Here is a 16157-nt window from a genome sequence, read left to right on the forward strand (position 1 = left end):
TTTGAAAAATGTACCTTTGTGTCGTATAATGGATAAAAGACGTTTTTTTTTAGAAATAGCCTACTTTGGGCAATCTTATCATGGTTGGCAGGTTCAGAACAATGCGATTTCGGTACAGGAAGTATTGAATAGGGCATTGGCGACATTGTTGCGCGAACCTATTGAGACTACTGGAGCGGGACGGACGGACACAGGTGTGCATGCGAAGCAGTTGTACGCACATTTTGATGCAGCTGCTGTGGGAATATTAACAAAGCCGGACCGTTTTATTCATTCACTTAATGCATTATTACCTTTTGACGTTGCGGTTAAAAGGCTGATTGAAGTTGCTGATGATGCTCATGCCCGATTTGATGCGACGCATAGATCTTATGAGTACCACCTTCATTTTCATAAAGATCCGTTTATTTATCCTTATTCCTGTTTCATGCGTGACCGCCCCGATGTGGACAAAATGAACGAGGCTGCCCAATTTTTATTGGGTAAGCAAGATTTTGAATGTTTTAGCAAGTCTCATACGCAGGTGTTTACAAATATTTGTGATATTCGTAGAGCAGAATGGTTATGGCATAATGAACAGGATCTGGTATTTCATATCACCGCGGATCGTTTCTTGCGCAACATGGTCCGTGCGATCGTAGGTACTTCGCTGGAGATCGGACTGAAGGACAAACCGGCTTCCTTTATGCAGGAAGTGATTAAGAGCAAAAGTCGCGGCAAGGCTGGGGTATCCGTCCCGGCGCATGGATTGTATTTAACAGAAGTAGCTTACCCTTATATATAATATTAACGTGAGTCAAGATAAAATAACAGGTAAAACCTATGATGTCAATTTGTTGCGGCGCATGAGTCGCTATATGCGGCCTTATCATGTCGCATTTTGGATATCCGTGGTTTTAACGATACTATTGGCGGCAGTTGCCCCAGCGCTACCGATGCTTATTCAGCATACGCTAGATAACTATATCCTAAATTTTGATACAGCGGGATTGTCCTATATGCTCATGGCCATGCTGGCATTGGTCGTGGTGCAGACCCTGATTCGTTATTATCATACCCTTATGACAAATACGCTGGGGCAGTCTGTTATCCGGGATATCCGCATTCAGGTGTTTAATCATATTGTACAGCTGCGTCTTAAGTATTTTGACCGCACCGCCTTGGGAAAGTTGATTACGAGGACGATATCTGACTTGGAAACACTTTCCAATATCTTCTCGGAAGGATTGATTCAGATTATTGGCGATCTTCTGCAGTTGGCGGTGATATTGGGCGTTATGTTCTATTCGGATTGGAAATTGACGTTAATCGTACTTATTCCAATGCCTTTGATGATTGCTGCAACCTATGTATTTAAAGAAGCTATGAAAGCTGCCTTTATCGATGTTAGGAAATGGGTGTCTAATTTGAATACCTTTTTACAGGAGCATATTACTGGAGTCGGTATTATCCAATATTTTGCGCGTGAAAAGCAAGAAATGGATAAATTCAAAGAAATTAATGCACAGCATCGGAACGCACATATCCGTACCAACTGGTATTTCTCTATCTTTTTTCCTGTTTTGGAAATTATCATGGCAATTTCCTTAGGCTTGCTGGTGTGGTTTGGTGCCAAACAGATTATGGGCGATGTGATTTCACCCGGTGTAGTTGTAGCCTTTATTATGTATATCAACATGATTTTTAGGCCTATTCGGGAGCTTATTGATAAGTTTAATACGCTTCAAATGGGTATGGTGAGTGCTGAACGCATTTTTGAAGTCCTAGATACCGATGAGATGACTCCTAATTCGGGTACATTAAAGCCCGACCATATTAAGGGAGAAATTACTTTTAAGCATGTTTGGTTTGCTTATAACGATGAAAGTTGGGTATTAAGAGATGTCAATTTTAGTGTACAACCTGGCGAGACATTGGCTTTGGTGGGTGCTACAGGTGCGGGTAAATCGTCCACAATCAATATTCTTAGTCGGTTTTACGAGATCAATAAAGGTGAAATCCTCCTGGACGGTGTAAATATTCGCGATTACGATCTTGATTATTTGAGAAATACCATTGCGACGGTGCTGCAGGATGTGTTTCTTTTCTCGGATACTGTCATCAATAATATTACATTGGGTGATCCCTCAATTTCGAGGGAACAAGTTATCGAAGCGGCCAAAGAAGTTGGGGCACATGACTTTATTATGCGACTTCCCGGTGGGTATGATTACGACGTGAAGGAAAGAGGAGCAACATTGTCTGCCGGGCAGGCTCAATTAATTTCTTTTATTCGGGCGCTGGTTCATGATCCTAGAATTCTGATCTTGGACGAGGCTACCTCCTCCGTAGATACCGAAACTGAGGAAATGATCCAAAGTGCGATCGACAATTTAATGCGGGGACGGACATCCATTGTCATTGCCCACCGCTTGTCCACCATTCAAAAGGCGGACAAGATCATTGTTTTGGACAAGGGGGAAATAAAAGAGATTGGAACACACCAAGAGCTTTTGTCTTTTGAGGGTTACTACAAAAAGCTGTATGATCTACAGTTTCACTCGGCGGGAATTTAATCCTTAAACGACACTCTCTTTGGAGATGGTCTCTTCGTCCTCGATATGGGTGTTAGCTTTGATTTCTGAGCCTCGGCCTACCAGTACATTGGCACCGATGGAAACATTTGGTCCAATGTTTACGAAATCTTCAATAATGGTATTGCTTTCAATGACTGCCGATCCTGAGATGATACAATGGTTGCCAATCTGTACATCGGGGGCTATTGTTGCTCCGGGAAGAATAATACATCCTTCACCAATTTCAGCTCTTTTGGAGACATAGGCTTTCGGGTGAATTAAGGACTGAAAATTCCAGTCCGGATTTTCGGATACTATCCTTTCGCGTAGCCCCGGATTTTTAACGGCAACAAAGAAATTTTCTGCAGCATCTTTCACCTGATGGTGGAGTTGGACCTCATAATCGAATACATCCTCGATCAGCAGTGATTTGTCAATAAGCCCTCCGATTTCGATGTCCAAATCTTCGGCTACATCTACAGCAGTCTTTGCATGCGCTGTTGCACCATATATATATAGCATGATCTTGTTTTTTTGTGCAAAGATAATGCTTTCTGAAAAGAACTCCATGAGGTAACCTGTATCAACATGCTAAAAAGAAATCGGGGACCAAGTCCGAATATTGAGCTGAAAGAAGATCGTTTTAACGGTTCCCAAGAAAACTTAGCATGAATACAAATGTGCTGTGGCCGGGAGGGGAGTTTTTTTATCTTCCAAAATTTGCAACAAAATAGCCCTTTCGATTGTTCTGATTTCTAAATAGAAAGAAAGCTTATTATATTTGTTGACATACAAAAATTAAAATATGATTCAACGTATCCAAACTGTTTATTTATTAGTGGCAGGATTAATTATATTCGGCTTATTTTTATTCCCTTATGTAAATTACAGTGATTTAGTCGGTTTGGGGAAAAATGTGAAGGTAACAGGTGTTTATGGCGTTACTGCTGGGCAGCCGGTCCATGAAGGTGGTTTTGGTTATATCCTTCAGACTATTGTGGCAGCGCTATTGGGATTGCTTCCGATTTTCACCATATTTAAATTTAGACAACGTAAGGTTCAGCTTTTATTGATATGGGTGGAGATTGTCGCAATTATATTTTTTGCCATCTGGCTTTATTCATCCGCGAGCACACATCTTGCTACCGTCGGTCAGTTTTTGGGAGCCGGTAATATCGGGGTTGGTTTCTTTTTATTGCCAATATCAATTATTTTTTGTGCGCTGGCATTGGGCGGAGTACGCAGGGATGAGAAACTGATTCGCTCGGCCGACCGGTTGCGTGCATAATTTGATTTCAATAGATTTTTAATAGATAGGAGCCACGGTTAGCGTGGCTTTTTAAATAGTATAATATATGACTAAAATTTTCCATTGCGCTGTCATCCTGCTTTTTCTCTGTTTTACTGCTGGCTCAGTGCAAGCTCAATCTGCGGATTCATTATTGGTGGTTGATGATATCCAATTTGATTTAAAAGAGTTTCATGTGGATAAGGCAAAAAATGAGTTGATTATTAATTTATTTGCAATATCCTACAGTACAGATCCCCGGGAGTATAAAATGAATACTTTCTCCACACAGATTCTGGATCAAAAGAAGCAGCCGCATTTTTTCTCTTCAATTCAGATGGGAAATGTCCGGATCAACTTTGAAGATAAACAGAACTATTTGCATTATCTGCTTGAGGAGGATAAACCTGTGGATATCCAGGTAATTGTGAAAGACTGGAAGAAGACCGATAAACCCGTTAGTATCAAACTTGTTTTTGAAAGTAGCGAGGAGGAAGGTAAATTTTTGGAAGTCCCCATCTTGCTGAATAAATAGTTGATCGGACTTACATAAATAGAAAAAGCGCTGGAATCTTTTAAGATTCCAGCGCTTTTTTAGCTTTTTGAAATTTATTTCTTATCGATTGTAGCGGATCTGTTGTTTGTCTAACATGCCCATCTGATCTTTCATCATTTTTATTTGATCAGCTAACAGTTTATTTTTATCTGCTTTTTTAGCTTCTTGAAGTAATTTTTCCGCTTCACGTTTATTACGTTTTGCCATTGCTACACCCGCTAAACTTAATTTTGCCAACGCGATATTATGATCCATATGAAGTCCGAGTGCCAGCGCTTTTTTGAAATACTTTTCAGATTGCATTGGAGCGCGTTGAGATTCGATCAATCCGATTAACATGTTGTAGTAACCATGTTGTTGCGGAATTAATTGTTTTTCATAATTCGTGATTTTCTTTAACCATTTTTCGGCAGCAGCCATATCTTGTTTGCGCATATACCATTGCGCGATAAGCATGTATTCATGAAAAAATACAGTGACAAAACCAAGAATTGTGATCAAGATGCCTAGTATTCCCCATCCCCAATTTCCGGTCCAAAATAAAGCAACTGTCCCAATCAGCAATGCACTGCAAATGATGATTCTAACGAGATTTGACATAAATCTTTGTTTAAAAATATTTGTGTTCAATTTAATTCTGCAAATATCCGTTAATTTCGTCGTTTAAGCAACTTGTTCAAGTGGTTATTTTGTAAAATTATACATTTCATGCTCATACCGATCGTCAAAATGATCTTATGGCAGATAACTGTGCCGCTATCGTAAGTGCTTTATGAACAGCGACCGGGGAATAAATTTGCCATTACATACAACTTTTTCTAAGTTTGGTTTATGGAAAAGCTATATCATGATTCTTGGGCAGCAGTATTGAAACCTTTGTTCAGTCAGCCTTATATGAAACAATTGTCTGCCTTTGTACAGGCGGAACGTCAACGGACTAAGGTGTTTCCGCCTGCTGATCTGGTGATGAATGCTTTTAAACTGACACCGCTCCAACATGTTAAAGTTGTTATTCTCGGGCAGGACCCGTATCACAATGATGGTCAGGCACATGGTTTGTCTTTTTCTGTGCCAGAGGGGATTGTATTGCCGCCTTCTTTAAAGAATATTTTTAAGGAATTACAGGACGATATTGATGGATTTGTAGAACCTCGATCAGGGGATCTGACGTCTTGGGCCAAGCAGGGCGTATTGTTGCTTAATGCAACGCTGACTGTGCAGGCGCATTTGGCCGGTTCGCACCAGAAAAGAGGCTGGGAAGTTTTTACAGACAGTATTATACATGCTATTTCCGAACGATGTGAGCATGTGGTCTTTCTGCTTTGGGGTAGCTACGCACAAAAGAAAAGTGTATTGATCGACGCGCGTAAGCATCTTATTTTGACAGCTGTGCACCCATCGCCGCTTTCTGTTTACAGGGGGTTTTTTGGAAGCAGACACTTTTCAAAGGCAAATCAATATTTGGTGGAGCATGGTAAGACTCCTATTGATTGGCGTTTGGTCTAAGCGTATTTGTCATGGGCAGTAACACCGGTTTCTCCAATTGCCAAAACATGGATATGTTCGATTCGAATGGTATTCTTATTTTGTCGTAGATGACTGAATAGAAAATGGCTGTCGTAGGTGATCTGATAGGAGCTTTCAAAATCTATGGGCTGGCTCGTTTCCCCTAGAACACTGTATTCATGCTCTCCTTGTTGCGTGAATCTATGTATAATCACCCGATTCGCACTAATGGGGTCTATTTGGAACCAGGCCCCCTCGCCGACACCGCCTAGGTACTGTGCGCTGGCTGGGAGGTGGCAGGGCTTATCTTTCTGCAGCATTCCACCAATTGTAGTATCTTCGGGTAACGTTCCAGCGCAACGAGCAGAGATATTACTCCTTAGTTTTTTAAGGAGAAATAACAATGATGTGAATCGTCCCATTTTTATACGTTGCAGGCCGCCTGATGTGGTATATTTATAGATTGACCCGTCGGAGCAAGAGTTGACTATATTGCTCATTGGGCTTGCCTTTATGGTTTCCGGAAAATTGATCGGATGCCAAAAATGAAACTTTTTGGAGGCGTGGATAAGGAGTCTTACAATAAATCGGGAGCAATTATTGTTATTGTACGCTACGGCGCCATAGGGGTATGATCCCCGGTGTACCCATTGATCAGCAAAAGCTTTTGCACGATAAAAATCTATTTTTTGGACAATGGAAAAATAAAGATCGCCGACGCCCTGCATGGCATCTTTCATCTCTTCAAAATACCGGACAATTTCCGGCAGGTTTAGGATGTGGTTTCGCTCAATTTGTGCTTTAAGTTTAATCGTTAGTTTTGGATCAGAATCTTCTGAACGTGCTCTTCCGTATCCTCTTGGGGCAATATATCGGCCAAAATCGTAGAAACAAAGTCTGCCTGTATCGCGTTCGATCAGGACAATGCCTGTGTGGCCGACTTTAAAGTTTAGGTTTTTAACAAGGCCTATTTTCTTGAAAAACATCATCCATGCTTCGTCACCGCGGATCGTAGCATCAGGCCAAGCAAGGATCATTGCGAGATCCTGATATTGGGATGATGTTTTCATAGGCTTTTCTTTTAGTATTCCAATGGAATGATCGGTTCCTTTTTGCTTGTGGACATAATCATCATAGTTTGGAATGTCTTTACAAAAGGAATTTTGGCAATCTTTTCCATGATAACACCTTCATAGGCTTTTATGTCTTTTACGTAGACCTTGAGAATAAAATCGCAATTACCGGTGACATGGTGGCACTCTGTTACCTCCGGGATCATTTTTACGGCAGCGACAAATTCTGGAATTGCATTGTGTGTGTGGAAATCCAGCGAGATCTGTATAAAGGATTTTATGCCTAGTCCTAATTTTTCTTCGTCAACAAAAGCATGATAACTCTTGATAAAGCCCGAATTCTCAAGTTTTCTTACACGTTCTAAAGTCGGTGCAGGAGAGAGCCCGATACTGGATGCTAATTGCAAATTGGTAATACGGCCATTCTCTTGTAATAGTTTAAGAATTTTTAAATCTGTTTTGTCTGGTGCAAACGGCATATCTTAAGTCTTAATAATCAATAGTATTTGTAAATATACAAAATTATATTTGGAAATTTAAAAATAAACAAAATTATTGATGATAAATAGATTTTATTTATATGATTAGGGTTTTGTTATAATTTTTATTGATTTAAAATCATTTGACTGTCATAATCGTTTGAAATGTGCGCATTTCAATGAAATGAAATGATAAATGTCATTTTTTTATTAAAAATACCTGTTTGAGAATACATAAAATGTATTTTATTGGCTTTGAAATTGTAACTTTGCAGTTCGATAGGTGCGGAGGTTAGACCCCTCCCGAATTAGTTAAACCGTGAGAGCGAAATATGAGTACTAAAGACGACGATTTATTAAAAGAGCTGGAGCTCGAAGAATATAAATACGGGTTCACGACAGATATCGAAATGGAAATCGCAGCCAAAGGCCTTACAGAGGAGACGGTTCGTTTTATTTCGGCAAAAAAGAATGAGCCTGAATGGTTATTGGAGTGGAGATTGAAAGCTTTTCGTCATTTCTTGACGTTAAAGATGCCTACTTGGCAAAATTTCAGAGCTCCAGAGATTGATTTTCAAGATCTATCTTATTATGCTGCCCCAAAGGCAAAACCGCAATTGAATTCTATGGACGAAGTTGATCCTGAATTGATTGCTACATTTGAAAAGTTGGGTATTCCTTTGGATGAGCAAAAGATTTTGGCCGGTGTGGTAGCTGTTGATGCGGTCTTTGATTCGGTATCGGTAAAGACAACGTTCCGTGAGAAGCTAAAGGAACAAGGGGTAATCTTTTGTTCATTTGGCGAAGCCGTACAAGAACATCCTGATCTCGTAAAGAAATATTTGGGAACAGTGGTTCCTCAAACAGATAATATTTATGCTGCGTTAAACTCTGCCGTGTTTTCGGATGGATCATTTGTTTATGTTCCAAAGGGCGTGAAATGTCCGATGGAGTTGTCAACTTATTTCCGTATTAACGCACAAAATACAGGTCAGTTCGAACGTACCTTAATCGTTGCGGATGAAGGGGCCTACGTGTCGTATCTGGAAGGCTGTACTGCGCCGATGCGTGATGAGAATCAATTACACGCTGCTGTAGTGGAACTGATTGCTGAACGCGATGCAGAAATTAAATACTCTACTGTGCAGAACTGGTATCCCGGTGACAAAGACGGTAAAGGTGGTATTTTTAACTTTGTAACGAAACGCGGGATCTGTAGAGGTGATAATAGCAAGATTTCATGGACACAGGTAGAGACTGGATCTGCAATTACCTGGAAGTATCCAGGGGTAATCCTAAAAGGAGATAATTCAATCGGTGAATTTTATTCGGTTGCAATGACCCGTAACTACCAAGTTGCTGATACTGGGACAAAAATGATCCACTTAGGTAAAAACACGAAGTCTAAAATTGTTTCAAAAGGAATTTCTGCTGGAAAAAGCCATAATAGCTACAGAGGTTTGGTGAAAATCGGACCTAATGCAGATAATTCTCGAAACTTTACCCAATGTGATTCCTTATTGATCGGTGATAGATGTGGTGCACATACTTTCCCATATATCGAAAACCGGAATAAGACAGCAAAATTGGAGCACGAAGCAACTACGTCAAAAATTGGTGAAGATCAAGTCTTTTATCTGAACCAACGTGGTATTGATTCCGAAAAAGCGGTTGGGTTAATTGTTAATGGTTACGCTAAAGAGGTGTTAAATCAGTTGCCAATGGAATTTGCTGTGGAAGCACAAAAATTATTGGCGATTTCTTTAGAAGGTTCAGTAGGATAGATAATAAATAATTGAGCAAGCTAGCTAATGCTGGCGTATCGTTCAATACTCAATAAGAATAAAATGTTAAGCATTAAAAATTTACATGCGTCTGTAGAAGACAAACAAATATTAAAGGGATTAAACCTGGAAGTTAAAGCAGGGGAAATCCACGCTATTATGGGACCTAATGGAGCTGGAAAGAGTACCTTAGGTAATGTTTTGGCCGGACGTGAATCATACGAAGTGAATGAAGGTTCTGCTTTTTTGGATGGCGTGGATTTATTGGATCTTTCTCCGGAGGATCGTGCTCGTGAGGGACTGTTCCTGGCGTTTCAATATCCTGTTGAAATCCCGGGTGTATCGAATATCAATTTTCTGAAAACAGCAGTGAATGATATTCGTGAATATAAAGGTTTGCCTCCAATGGAAGCCAAAGAATTCTTACAGATGGTAAAGGATAAGCAAAAGCTGGTTGAGTTTTCGGCCAATTTAGCGAATCGTTCTTTGAACGAAGGGTTCTCCGGTGGTGAGAAAAAACGTAACGAGATTTTTCAGCTGGCGATGTTGAATCCTAAATTATCAATTTTGGATGAAACAGATTCAGGTTTGGATATCGATGCACTTCGTATTGTTGCAAATGGTGTGAATCAGTTGCGTTCCAAAGACAATGCCTTTATTGTCATCACACACTACCAGCGTCTGTTGGATTACATCGTTCCAGATTTTGTTCACGTCTTGTACAATGGCCGTATCGTGAAATCGGGGCCTAAAGAATTGGCTTTGGAGCTCGAAGAAAAGGGATACGATTGGTTAAAAGAATATGATACACAAAACGCCTAATCTTTTACACCGATAAAATAGGAGTGGAAGAGAATTTTGGCGATTTGATTAAAAAATAACATGAGTACATTAGTTTCAGAATCATTACTTCAACAAGTGTTGGGAGCTTTTAAAGAGCAACGTGTTTCAGACGGATCTGCTTTCTTTACGGAAGCGCGTCAACAAGCATTCGAGCGTTTCGAAGCAGCAGGCTTTCCCACAGTTAAGAATGAAGAATGGAAATATACAAACATCCACAGTATTGTCAATAAGCCTTATGCGCTTGATGTAGATGTGGATATCGAGGGCTTGGATTTTAGCGCGGGAGAGATTCCGAATTTGGATGCGTACCGTATTATTCTGGTTAATGGGCAGTATGTATTGGCGGTGAGTGAGCTGGAAAAGGTAAAAGGACTTGTTGTTATTCCAATGGATGACGCTGTTGAGGAACCTGCATTTCAGTCCCATTTTGCGAAATACGCTGACAAGTCCGATAATATTATGGTGGCACTCAACACAGCGGCCTTTACGAATGGTGTATTTATCCATTTGAAAAAAGGCGTTGTACTTGATAAACCTATTCAGATTATCCACGTAGCAACCGGAAAAGAAGACTTTTTTGCGCAGACACGGAATTTGGTCGTTGTCGAACCTAATGCTGAACTTGAACTGATCGAGAGTTTTATTATGGCAGATGGTAGCGCAAGCAATGTGCATAATAAAGTTTCGGAAATCATAGTAAAAGAGAATGCTAAAGTTCAACATTACTATCTTCAGGTGGCCGAGTCTGCGAGCCGTTACTTTAATCATACAGAAGTATACCAGGAAAAATATAGTCTTTACAATAACTACAACTGTAATTTCCCCGGTGCGTCCTTTATTCGCAATAATATTAATGTGCGCTTAGATGCTGAAAATGTAGAAAGTCATCTGTATGGTATTAACCTGACAGCGGGGGATCAATTGGTGGACAATCACACTGTTGTGGACCATCTTAAGCCACATTGTGAATCCTACGAATGGTATAAAAATATTACACAGGATAAATCTACGGCTGTTTTCAACGGAAAGATCTTCGTTCGTGAAGATGCACAGAAAACCAACGCTTTCCAACAGAACAATAATATGTTAATGTCGGATAATTCAGCGGTTTATACAAAACCACAACTGGAGATTTTTGCGGATGATGTGAAATGTTCACACGGATGTACGATCGGTCAGTTTGATAATGAAGCTTTGTTTTATTTGAGAGCGCGTGGAATAGGTGAAGAATCAGCACGTATCCTACTTGTACATGCTTTTGCCTTTGATGTAACGACCCGCTTTTCAAACGAAGTTGTTCGGAAATATGTCGAGGAGCTGGTGGAACAAAGCCTAAAAACGAACTAAATAAAATCACACAAACTATACACTGAATAAGGCGTTTACCAATCGGTATACGCCTTATTTTTTTGATCAACATTTCTCTTTAAAAGATCCGGTGGAAACGGTTTTAAAATAGGCAGAAGCCTTGGAGTTGTGTTTTTGCTTCTTTTCTCTTACTTTTGTACCGTTATGAACATGTCTTTGTATACAGCTTACGCTTATAAACCTTGGGTTTTATAGCTCATTTACGTTTTTAAATTCTCCATTGGACACACCTGTTCGCTTAATGAATGGATTGGTTCTCTCTGAGTTATCCACTTGCAGCTTTGACAAGTCTGATATTCGGTGCGCGCGATCCGGTATTTTCATTTGCTGATTGGGTAGGTGCTAAAAGCGTTTTACTTTAATGTGCCGATCATTCTTGATCATGCACCTGTTGTATTTTTTATTTAAAATTTTATGGAAAAAAATAACTGGTTTCGTACCTATAGTTATATATGGATTGGGCAATTTATTTCTTTACTGTCCAGTTCAGCGGTCAACTTTTCGATCATGATCTGGTTGAGTTTGACACACAGATCTGCTGAGATATTGGCTTTTGCCGCTATTGCCGGTTTGTTACCACAGGCGATTATCGGACCATTTGCCGGTGTTTATATCGATCGTTGGGATAGAAAGAAAGTCATGATTTTCGCTGATGGTTTTATCGCTCTCTGTACCCTAGGAATGACATTTGTGCTAAAAAGTGATGGCACCAACATGTTTCTAATTTATTTATTGATGGCCTGTCGTTCGATCGGCTCTGCATTTCATTCGCCGGCCATGCAAGCAATTGCACCGTTGCTTGTGCCTGAAGATAAATTATTGCGTGTATCGGGGATTAATCAGATGCTACAGTCAGTAAGTAGTATTGCAGGCCCTGCATTGGGGACATTGGCAATTAGTTATTTCCCGATTTCACAGGTGCTGTACCTGGATGTCATTGGTGCCGCGGTGGCCATCACATCTTTATTTTTTGTAACTATTCCACATCTTTCCCGATCTGATATGAAGCCTTCGATTGCTGCCGTTTTGGAAGATCTTAAGCAAGGAATGAGAGCGATCTATCATAATAAGGGCTTAAAAATGTTATTTATTTATGCCATGGTGGCGACTTTTTGTATTATGCCCGTTGCGATCATGTTCCCTTTATTGACCATTGGTCATTATAGTGGTGGTAAGTGGGAAATGAGCATTATTGAGATTATTTGGGGGATAGGTATGCTTATTGGAGGGAGCTTTTTGGGACTTGCAAAAGTGTCGGTGTCCAAGGTGGCATTGGTTAATAGCATGCATATTGTTTTAGGAATCACGTTTGCCCTGTCGGGTTGGTTTCCCTCTACTTGGTTTATTCCTTTTGTCATTATGACCGGTCTGGGCGGGGTTTCAATGTCTATTTTCTCGGCCTCATTTATGACAATTATTCAAGAGCAGGTGCCGGCGGAAATGTTGGGTCGTGTGTTCTCGCTTTATTTTAGTATCGCCATTTTACCAAGTATGATAGGACTTCTCTTTACAGGTTTTATCGCAGATGTGATCGGAGTGGCGACGGCATTTATCATTGCGGGTCTTATTGTTGTATTGGTGGGCTTGTTGTCTTTTTTCAACAGCTCGATTATGAGTTTGGGGGAGGCGCGTAAATTAAGCTAATAAATAAAAAAAGCTTCCAAATTTTGGAAGCTTTTTTAGAGCGAAAGACGAGATTCGAACTCGCGACCCCAACCTTGGCAAGGTTGTGCTCTACCAACTGAGCTACTTTCGCGTTGATGCTACAAAAGTAAGGCATTTCTTCTTATTCTGCAAGAGAAAAAATAAAAAATCTTAACTTAAATCAATAGCGTCGACACAATTAATCCCGTCTATCGCGGCTGAAATAATGCCGCCGGCATAGCCGGCTCCCTCCCCACAAGGGTAAAGTCCTTTGACCTGAGGGTGTTGCAGGTTTTCTTTATTTCGCGGGATACGTATAGGCGAAGATGTCCTCGATTCTACACCGACCAGAATAGCTTCATTCGTATAGTAGCCTTTCATCTTTTTACCAAATATTGGGAGGGCACCCCGAAGCGCTTCATGTACAAAAGTTGGTAAAACCTCTCGTAAGTCTGCCGAAGAAGTTCCGGGTTTATACGAATTTTCCGGTAGATCCATAGATACTCGTCCTTCAACAAAGTCAACCATCCGCTGTGCAGGAGCAACAAGGTTTCCTCCGCCAACTTCGAAGGCCCTGCGTTCGATCTGCTTTTGAAAATCAAGCAGAGCAAAGGGATCATTCAGGGTATTAGGTACATCATCGAGGTTGATCTGGATGACGGTACCTGAATTGGCATGTGGATTATTCCGTTTGGATGGAGACCAGCCGTTGACGACGATTTCGTTATGGTCAGTTGCACAGGGGGCAATAACGCCACCCGGACACATACAAAATGAAAAGACACCGCGATCATTAACTTGCTCGACCAGACTATAATAGGCTGGTGGTAAATGCTCACTTCTGGCCTGACAATGGTATTGCGCCTGATCAATAATAGCCTGTGGATGTTCGATGCGGACGCCCAACGCAAAGGCTTTTGCTTCAATCAACCAATTATTGCGATGAAATAGTTCGAAAATATCACGCGCGGAGTGGCCCGTGGCTACAATCACATGATCGGCTTTGATTTCTTCTCCACTGGCTAATTTTACCCCACGGACCTGACCAAAGGATTCCAATATATCATCTACACGTTGATCGAAAAGAAACTCACCTCCAAATTCGATCACACTCTCCCGCATCGCTTCAATAATATGCGGGAGCTTGTTGGTGCCGATGTGGGGGCGGGCATTCACTAAAATGTCCGTTGTCGCTCCATGGGACACAAAAAGCTTAAGGACTTTGTCAACGTCACCTCTTTTATTGGAGCGGGTATAAAGTTTCCCATCTGAATAGGTCCCCGCGCCACCTTCTCCGAAACAGTAGTTGGATTCGGGGTTCACAGTGCCCTCGCGGTTTAGCTTCGCAAGATCGCGTCTTCGGTCCTGTACTTTTTTGCCTCTCTCAATGACAATTGGTTTGAGACCACGCTCAATACAGCGGATCGCGGCGAATAAACCTGCAGGGCCTGCGCCAACGATAATAACCGGCTTTCCTGTCCGGACAGATTTAAAATGATTTTCATATAGCTCAGGCAAAGGGAATTCGTCGATGTAATAAATGACCCGTGCCCTATAAACCACCTGTCTGCTGCGGGCGTCAATAGAACGTTTACGAATTTTAAATCCTTTGACCTGTTGTGGTTTTAGGCGCAATGCTTTTACACCTTCTTGTAGAATATATTGCTCATCTTCGATTTTTTCGGGAAGGATAGCAATTTCAATTTCTTTTTGCATAAGATAAAAGGGCTGGGTTTTTATCCCAAAACCGCCATAAAGTTACGGAATATTGGTTGTTTGCCGATTTGGAAATAAAAATATTCTTATCTTAGTATGAGCTTGGTATATGCTTTGATAGTGTATCCATATAATTTGAATAGTATTTAATTCTTTTAACAATGAAAATGAAAAGATTTTTAGTAGCCCTATGCGGTTTATTTGCATTAGTATCATTAAACTCATGTGGTTACAATACGATGGTTTCTCAAGATGAGAATGTCAAAGGGAAATGGGCACAGGTTGAAAATGCTTACCAACGTCGTGCAGATTTGGTGCCGAATTTAGTGAACACTGTAAAAGGTGCCGCGAAACATGAAGAAAGCACATTAACTGCCGTGGTTGAAGCGCGCGCTAAGGCAACGTCGGTTACCATCAATGCGGATGATTTATCGGAGGAGAATATTGCTAAATTCCAGAAAGTACAAGATCAGTTCAGTGGTTCTTTGAGTCGTCTGCTAGCTTCGGTAGAGGCTTACCCGGACTTAAAGGCAAATCAAAACTTTTTGGAATTGCAAGCGCAATTGGAAGGTACGGAAAACCGTATTTCGACGGAACGTAGATCTTATAATGAAGCCGTACAGCAATTCAATACAACTGTACGCAGCTTTCCGAATAATTTAATGGCGGGCATGTTCGGCTTTAAAGCCAAAGGTACATTTACTGCTGCCCCTGGTTCAGATAAGGCCCCTACCGTATCATTTTAATAACATCTTTGTTAGAAATGGACGAAATGATGGATGATGCGGCTTGCGTATGGCCCTTCATCCATTTTTTTTATACAAAATGCTTTATGTTAGATGTTTGCATTCCGTTTGGGCCGAAGGTCGAACTCTTAATGTGAACATAAATGAAAATATATTATGGCTTTAAACGCAGAAGAGCAAGAAAGAGTCGTTCACGCCATTAATCTGGCTGAAAACGAGACGTCAGGAGAAATTCGTGTTGTGATAGAAAATCACTGCCCAGATGAAGTTCATGACCGTGCAACATACTATTTTTCCAAATTAGGCATGCATAAAACTGTGCTGAAGAATGGGGTTCTTATTTATATTGCATTGGAAGATCATAAATTTTCCATCATTGGTGATAAAGGGATCGATCAACGCGTAGAAATCGACTTTTGGAATTGCACCAAAGATCTAATGGTCGAGGAATTCCGTATGGATAGAATTGTGGAGGGACTGGTGAAAGGGATTGAACATGCAGGCAAACAGTTAGCGAAATTCTTTCCCCGTGAACATGACGATATTAATGAATTGCCAAATGACATTGTTTTTGGTGATCGCTAGTCAATAAAAAAATA

At 40.7% G+C, this 16157-nt stretch carries 16 protein-coding genes and 1 tRNA gene; 11 read left to right on the forward strand and 6 right to left on the reverse strand.

Annotated features, from left to right (window positions below; all coding sequences use genetic code 11):
* The first annotated feature begins 28 nt into the window (after positions 1-28).
* Both truA and B4G94_RS20560 read left to right on the forward strand, forming a co-directional pair.
* Positions 29-784, forward strand: a complete 756-nt coding sequence (gene truA / locus B4G94_RS20555) for a tRNA pseudouridine(38-40) synthase TruA (RefSeq protein ID WP_165309365.1) — start codon at positions 29-31, stop codon at positions 782-784.
* Positions 785-791: 7 nt separating this feature from the next.
* The gene (locus B4G94_RS20560) at positions 792-2555 is read left to right on the forward strand and encodes an ABC transporter ATP-binding protein (RefSeq protein ID WP_286861569.1); all 1764 of its coding nucleotides are present in this window, start codon (positions 792-794) and stop codon (positions 2553-2555) included.
* Positions 2556-2558: 3 nt separating this feature from the next.
* Here the strand turns inward: B4G94_RS20560 and B4G94_RS20565 are convergent, their stop codons facing one another.
* Positions 2559-3077, reverse strand: a complete 519-nt coding sequence (locus B4G94_RS20565) for a hypothetical protein (RefSeq protein ID WP_286861572.1) — start codon at positions 3075-3077, stop codon at positions 2559-2561.
* Between the two features lie 283 nt (positions 3078-3360).
* On the opposite strand from B4G94_RS20565, the gene B4G94_RS20570 reads away from it, so the two are divergent.
* Both B4G94_RS20570 and B4G94_RS20575 read left to right on the forward strand, forming a co-directional pair.
* Positions 3361-3843, forward strand: a complete 483-nt coding sequence (locus B4G94_RS20570) for a DUF4293 domain-containing protein (RefSeq protein ID WP_286861574.1) — start codon at positions 3361-3363, stop codon at positions 3841-3843.
* Between the two features lie 67 nt (positions 3844-3910).
* A complete protein-coding gene (locus tag B4G94_RS20575) occupies positions 3911-4378 on the forward strand; it encodes a hypothetical protein (protein WP_286861576.1) in 468 nt (155 codons plus the stop codon).
* 81 nt (positions 4379-4459) lie between these two features.
* On the opposite strand, the gene B4G94_RS20580 is transcribed toward B4G94_RS20575, so the two are convergent.
* Positions 4460-4999 carry a tetratricopeptide repeat protein gene (locus tag B4G94_RS20580; RefSeq protein WP_108634647.1) on the reverse strand — a complete coding sequence of 180 codons (540 nt, stop codon included), beginning with the start codon at positions 4997-4999 and terminating at the stop codon, positions 4460-4462.
* Positions 5000-5230: 231 nt separating this feature from the next.
* Between B4G94_RS20580 and ung the strand changes: the two genes are divergently transcribed.
* On the forward strand, positions 5231-5905 hold the full coding sequence (gene ung, locus B4G94_RS20585) for a uracil-DNA glycosylase (RefSeq protein WP_286861579.1): 675 nt from the start codon (positions 5231-5233) through the stop codon (positions 5903-5905).
* Here ung and B4G94_RS20590 read toward each other — a convergent pair.
* Together B4G94_RS20590 and B4G94_RS20595 are read right to left on the reverse strand one after the other, a co-directional pair.
* Positions 5902-6975: a DUF6695 family protein gene (locus B4G94_RS20590; protein WP_286861582.1), complete on the reverse strand. Its 1074-nt coding sequence runs from the start codon at positions 6973-6975 to the stop codon at positions 5902-5904. The genes ung and B4G94_RS20590 overlap by 4 nt on opposite strands.
* Positions 6976-6986: 11 nt before the next feature.
* Positions 6987-7457, reverse strand: a complete 471-nt coding sequence (locus tag B4G94_RS20595; RefSeq protein ID WP_028071042.1) for an Lrp/AsnC family transcriptional regulator — start codon at positions 7455-7457, stop codon at positions 6987-6989.
* Between the two features lie 332 nt (positions 7458-7789).
* Between B4G94_RS20595 and sufB the strand changes: the two genes are divergently transcribed.
* The 4 genes from sufB (at position 7790) to B4G94_RS20615 (ending at position 13096) form a co-directional block, all read left to right on the forward strand.
* The gene (gene sufB, locus B4G94_RS20600; RefSeq protein ID WP_104383565.1) at positions 7790-9241 is read left to right on the forward strand and encodes a Fe-S cluster assembly protein SufB; all 1452 of its coding nucleotides are present in this window, start codon (positions 7790-7792) and stop codon (positions 9239-9241) included.
* 63 nt (positions 9242-9304) lie between these two features.
* Complete coding sequence (sufC, locus tag B4G94_RS20605; protein WP_108635099.1) at positions 9305-10063, forward strand: Fe-S cluster assembly ATPase SufC; 759 nt, start codon at positions 9305-9307, stop codon at positions 10061-10063.
* A 60-nt stretch (positions 10064-10123) separates the two neighbouring features.
* Positions 10124-11431 (forward strand): Fe-S cluster assembly protein SufD, encoded by a 1308-nt coding sequence (gene sufD / locus B4G94_RS20610; RefSeq protein WP_286861589.1) that lies wholly within the window; start codon positions 10124-10126, stop codon positions 11429-11431.
* Positions 11432-11866: 435 nt separating this feature from the next.
* Positions 11867-13096 (forward strand): MFS transporter, encoded by a 1230-nt coding sequence (locus tag B4G94_RS20615; protein WP_286861592.1) that lies wholly within the window; start codon positions 11867-11869, stop codon positions 13094-13096.
* 39 nt (positions 13097-13135) lie between these two features.
* Here the strand turns inward: B4G94_RS20615 and B4G94_RS20620 are convergent.
* Both B4G94_RS20620 and B4G94_RS20625 read right to left on the reverse strand, forming a co-directional pair.
* Positions 13136-13208: transfer RNA gene (locus B4G94_RS20620), tRNA-Gly, on the reverse strand.
* 59 nt (positions 13209-13267) lie between these two features.
* Positions 13268-14812 carry an NAD(P)/FAD-dependent oxidoreductase gene (locus B4G94_RS20625; protein WP_286861594.1) on the reverse strand — a complete coding sequence of 515 codons (1545 nt, stop codon included), beginning with the start codon at positions 14810-14812 and terminating at the stop codon, positions 13268-13270.
* A 167-nt stretch (positions 14813-14979) separates the two neighbouring features.
* On the opposite strand from B4G94_RS20625, the gene B4G94_RS20630 reads away from it, so the two are divergent.
* Together B4G94_RS20630 and B4G94_RS20635 are read left to right on the forward strand one after the other, a co-directional pair.
* The gene (locus tag B4G94_RS20630) at positions 14980-15558 is read left to right on the forward strand and encodes a LemA family protein (protein WP_108635100.1); all 579 of its coding nucleotides are present in this window, start codon (positions 14980-14982) and stop codon (positions 15556-15558) included.
* 156 nt (positions 15559-15714) lie between these two features.
* Positions 15715-16143: a TPM domain-containing protein gene (locus tag B4G94_RS20635; RefSeq protein WP_313533156.1), complete on the forward strand. Its 429-nt coding sequence runs from the start codon at positions 15715-15717 to the stop codon at positions 16141-16143.
* Positions 16144-16157 lie beyond the last annotated feature (14 nt).

The organism is Sphingobacterium sp. UBA7625 (assembly GCF_002484085.1).
Classification (GTDB): Bacteria; Bacteroidota; Bacteroidia; order Sphingobacteriales; family Sphingobacteriaceae; genus Sphingobacterium; species Sphingobacterium athyrii.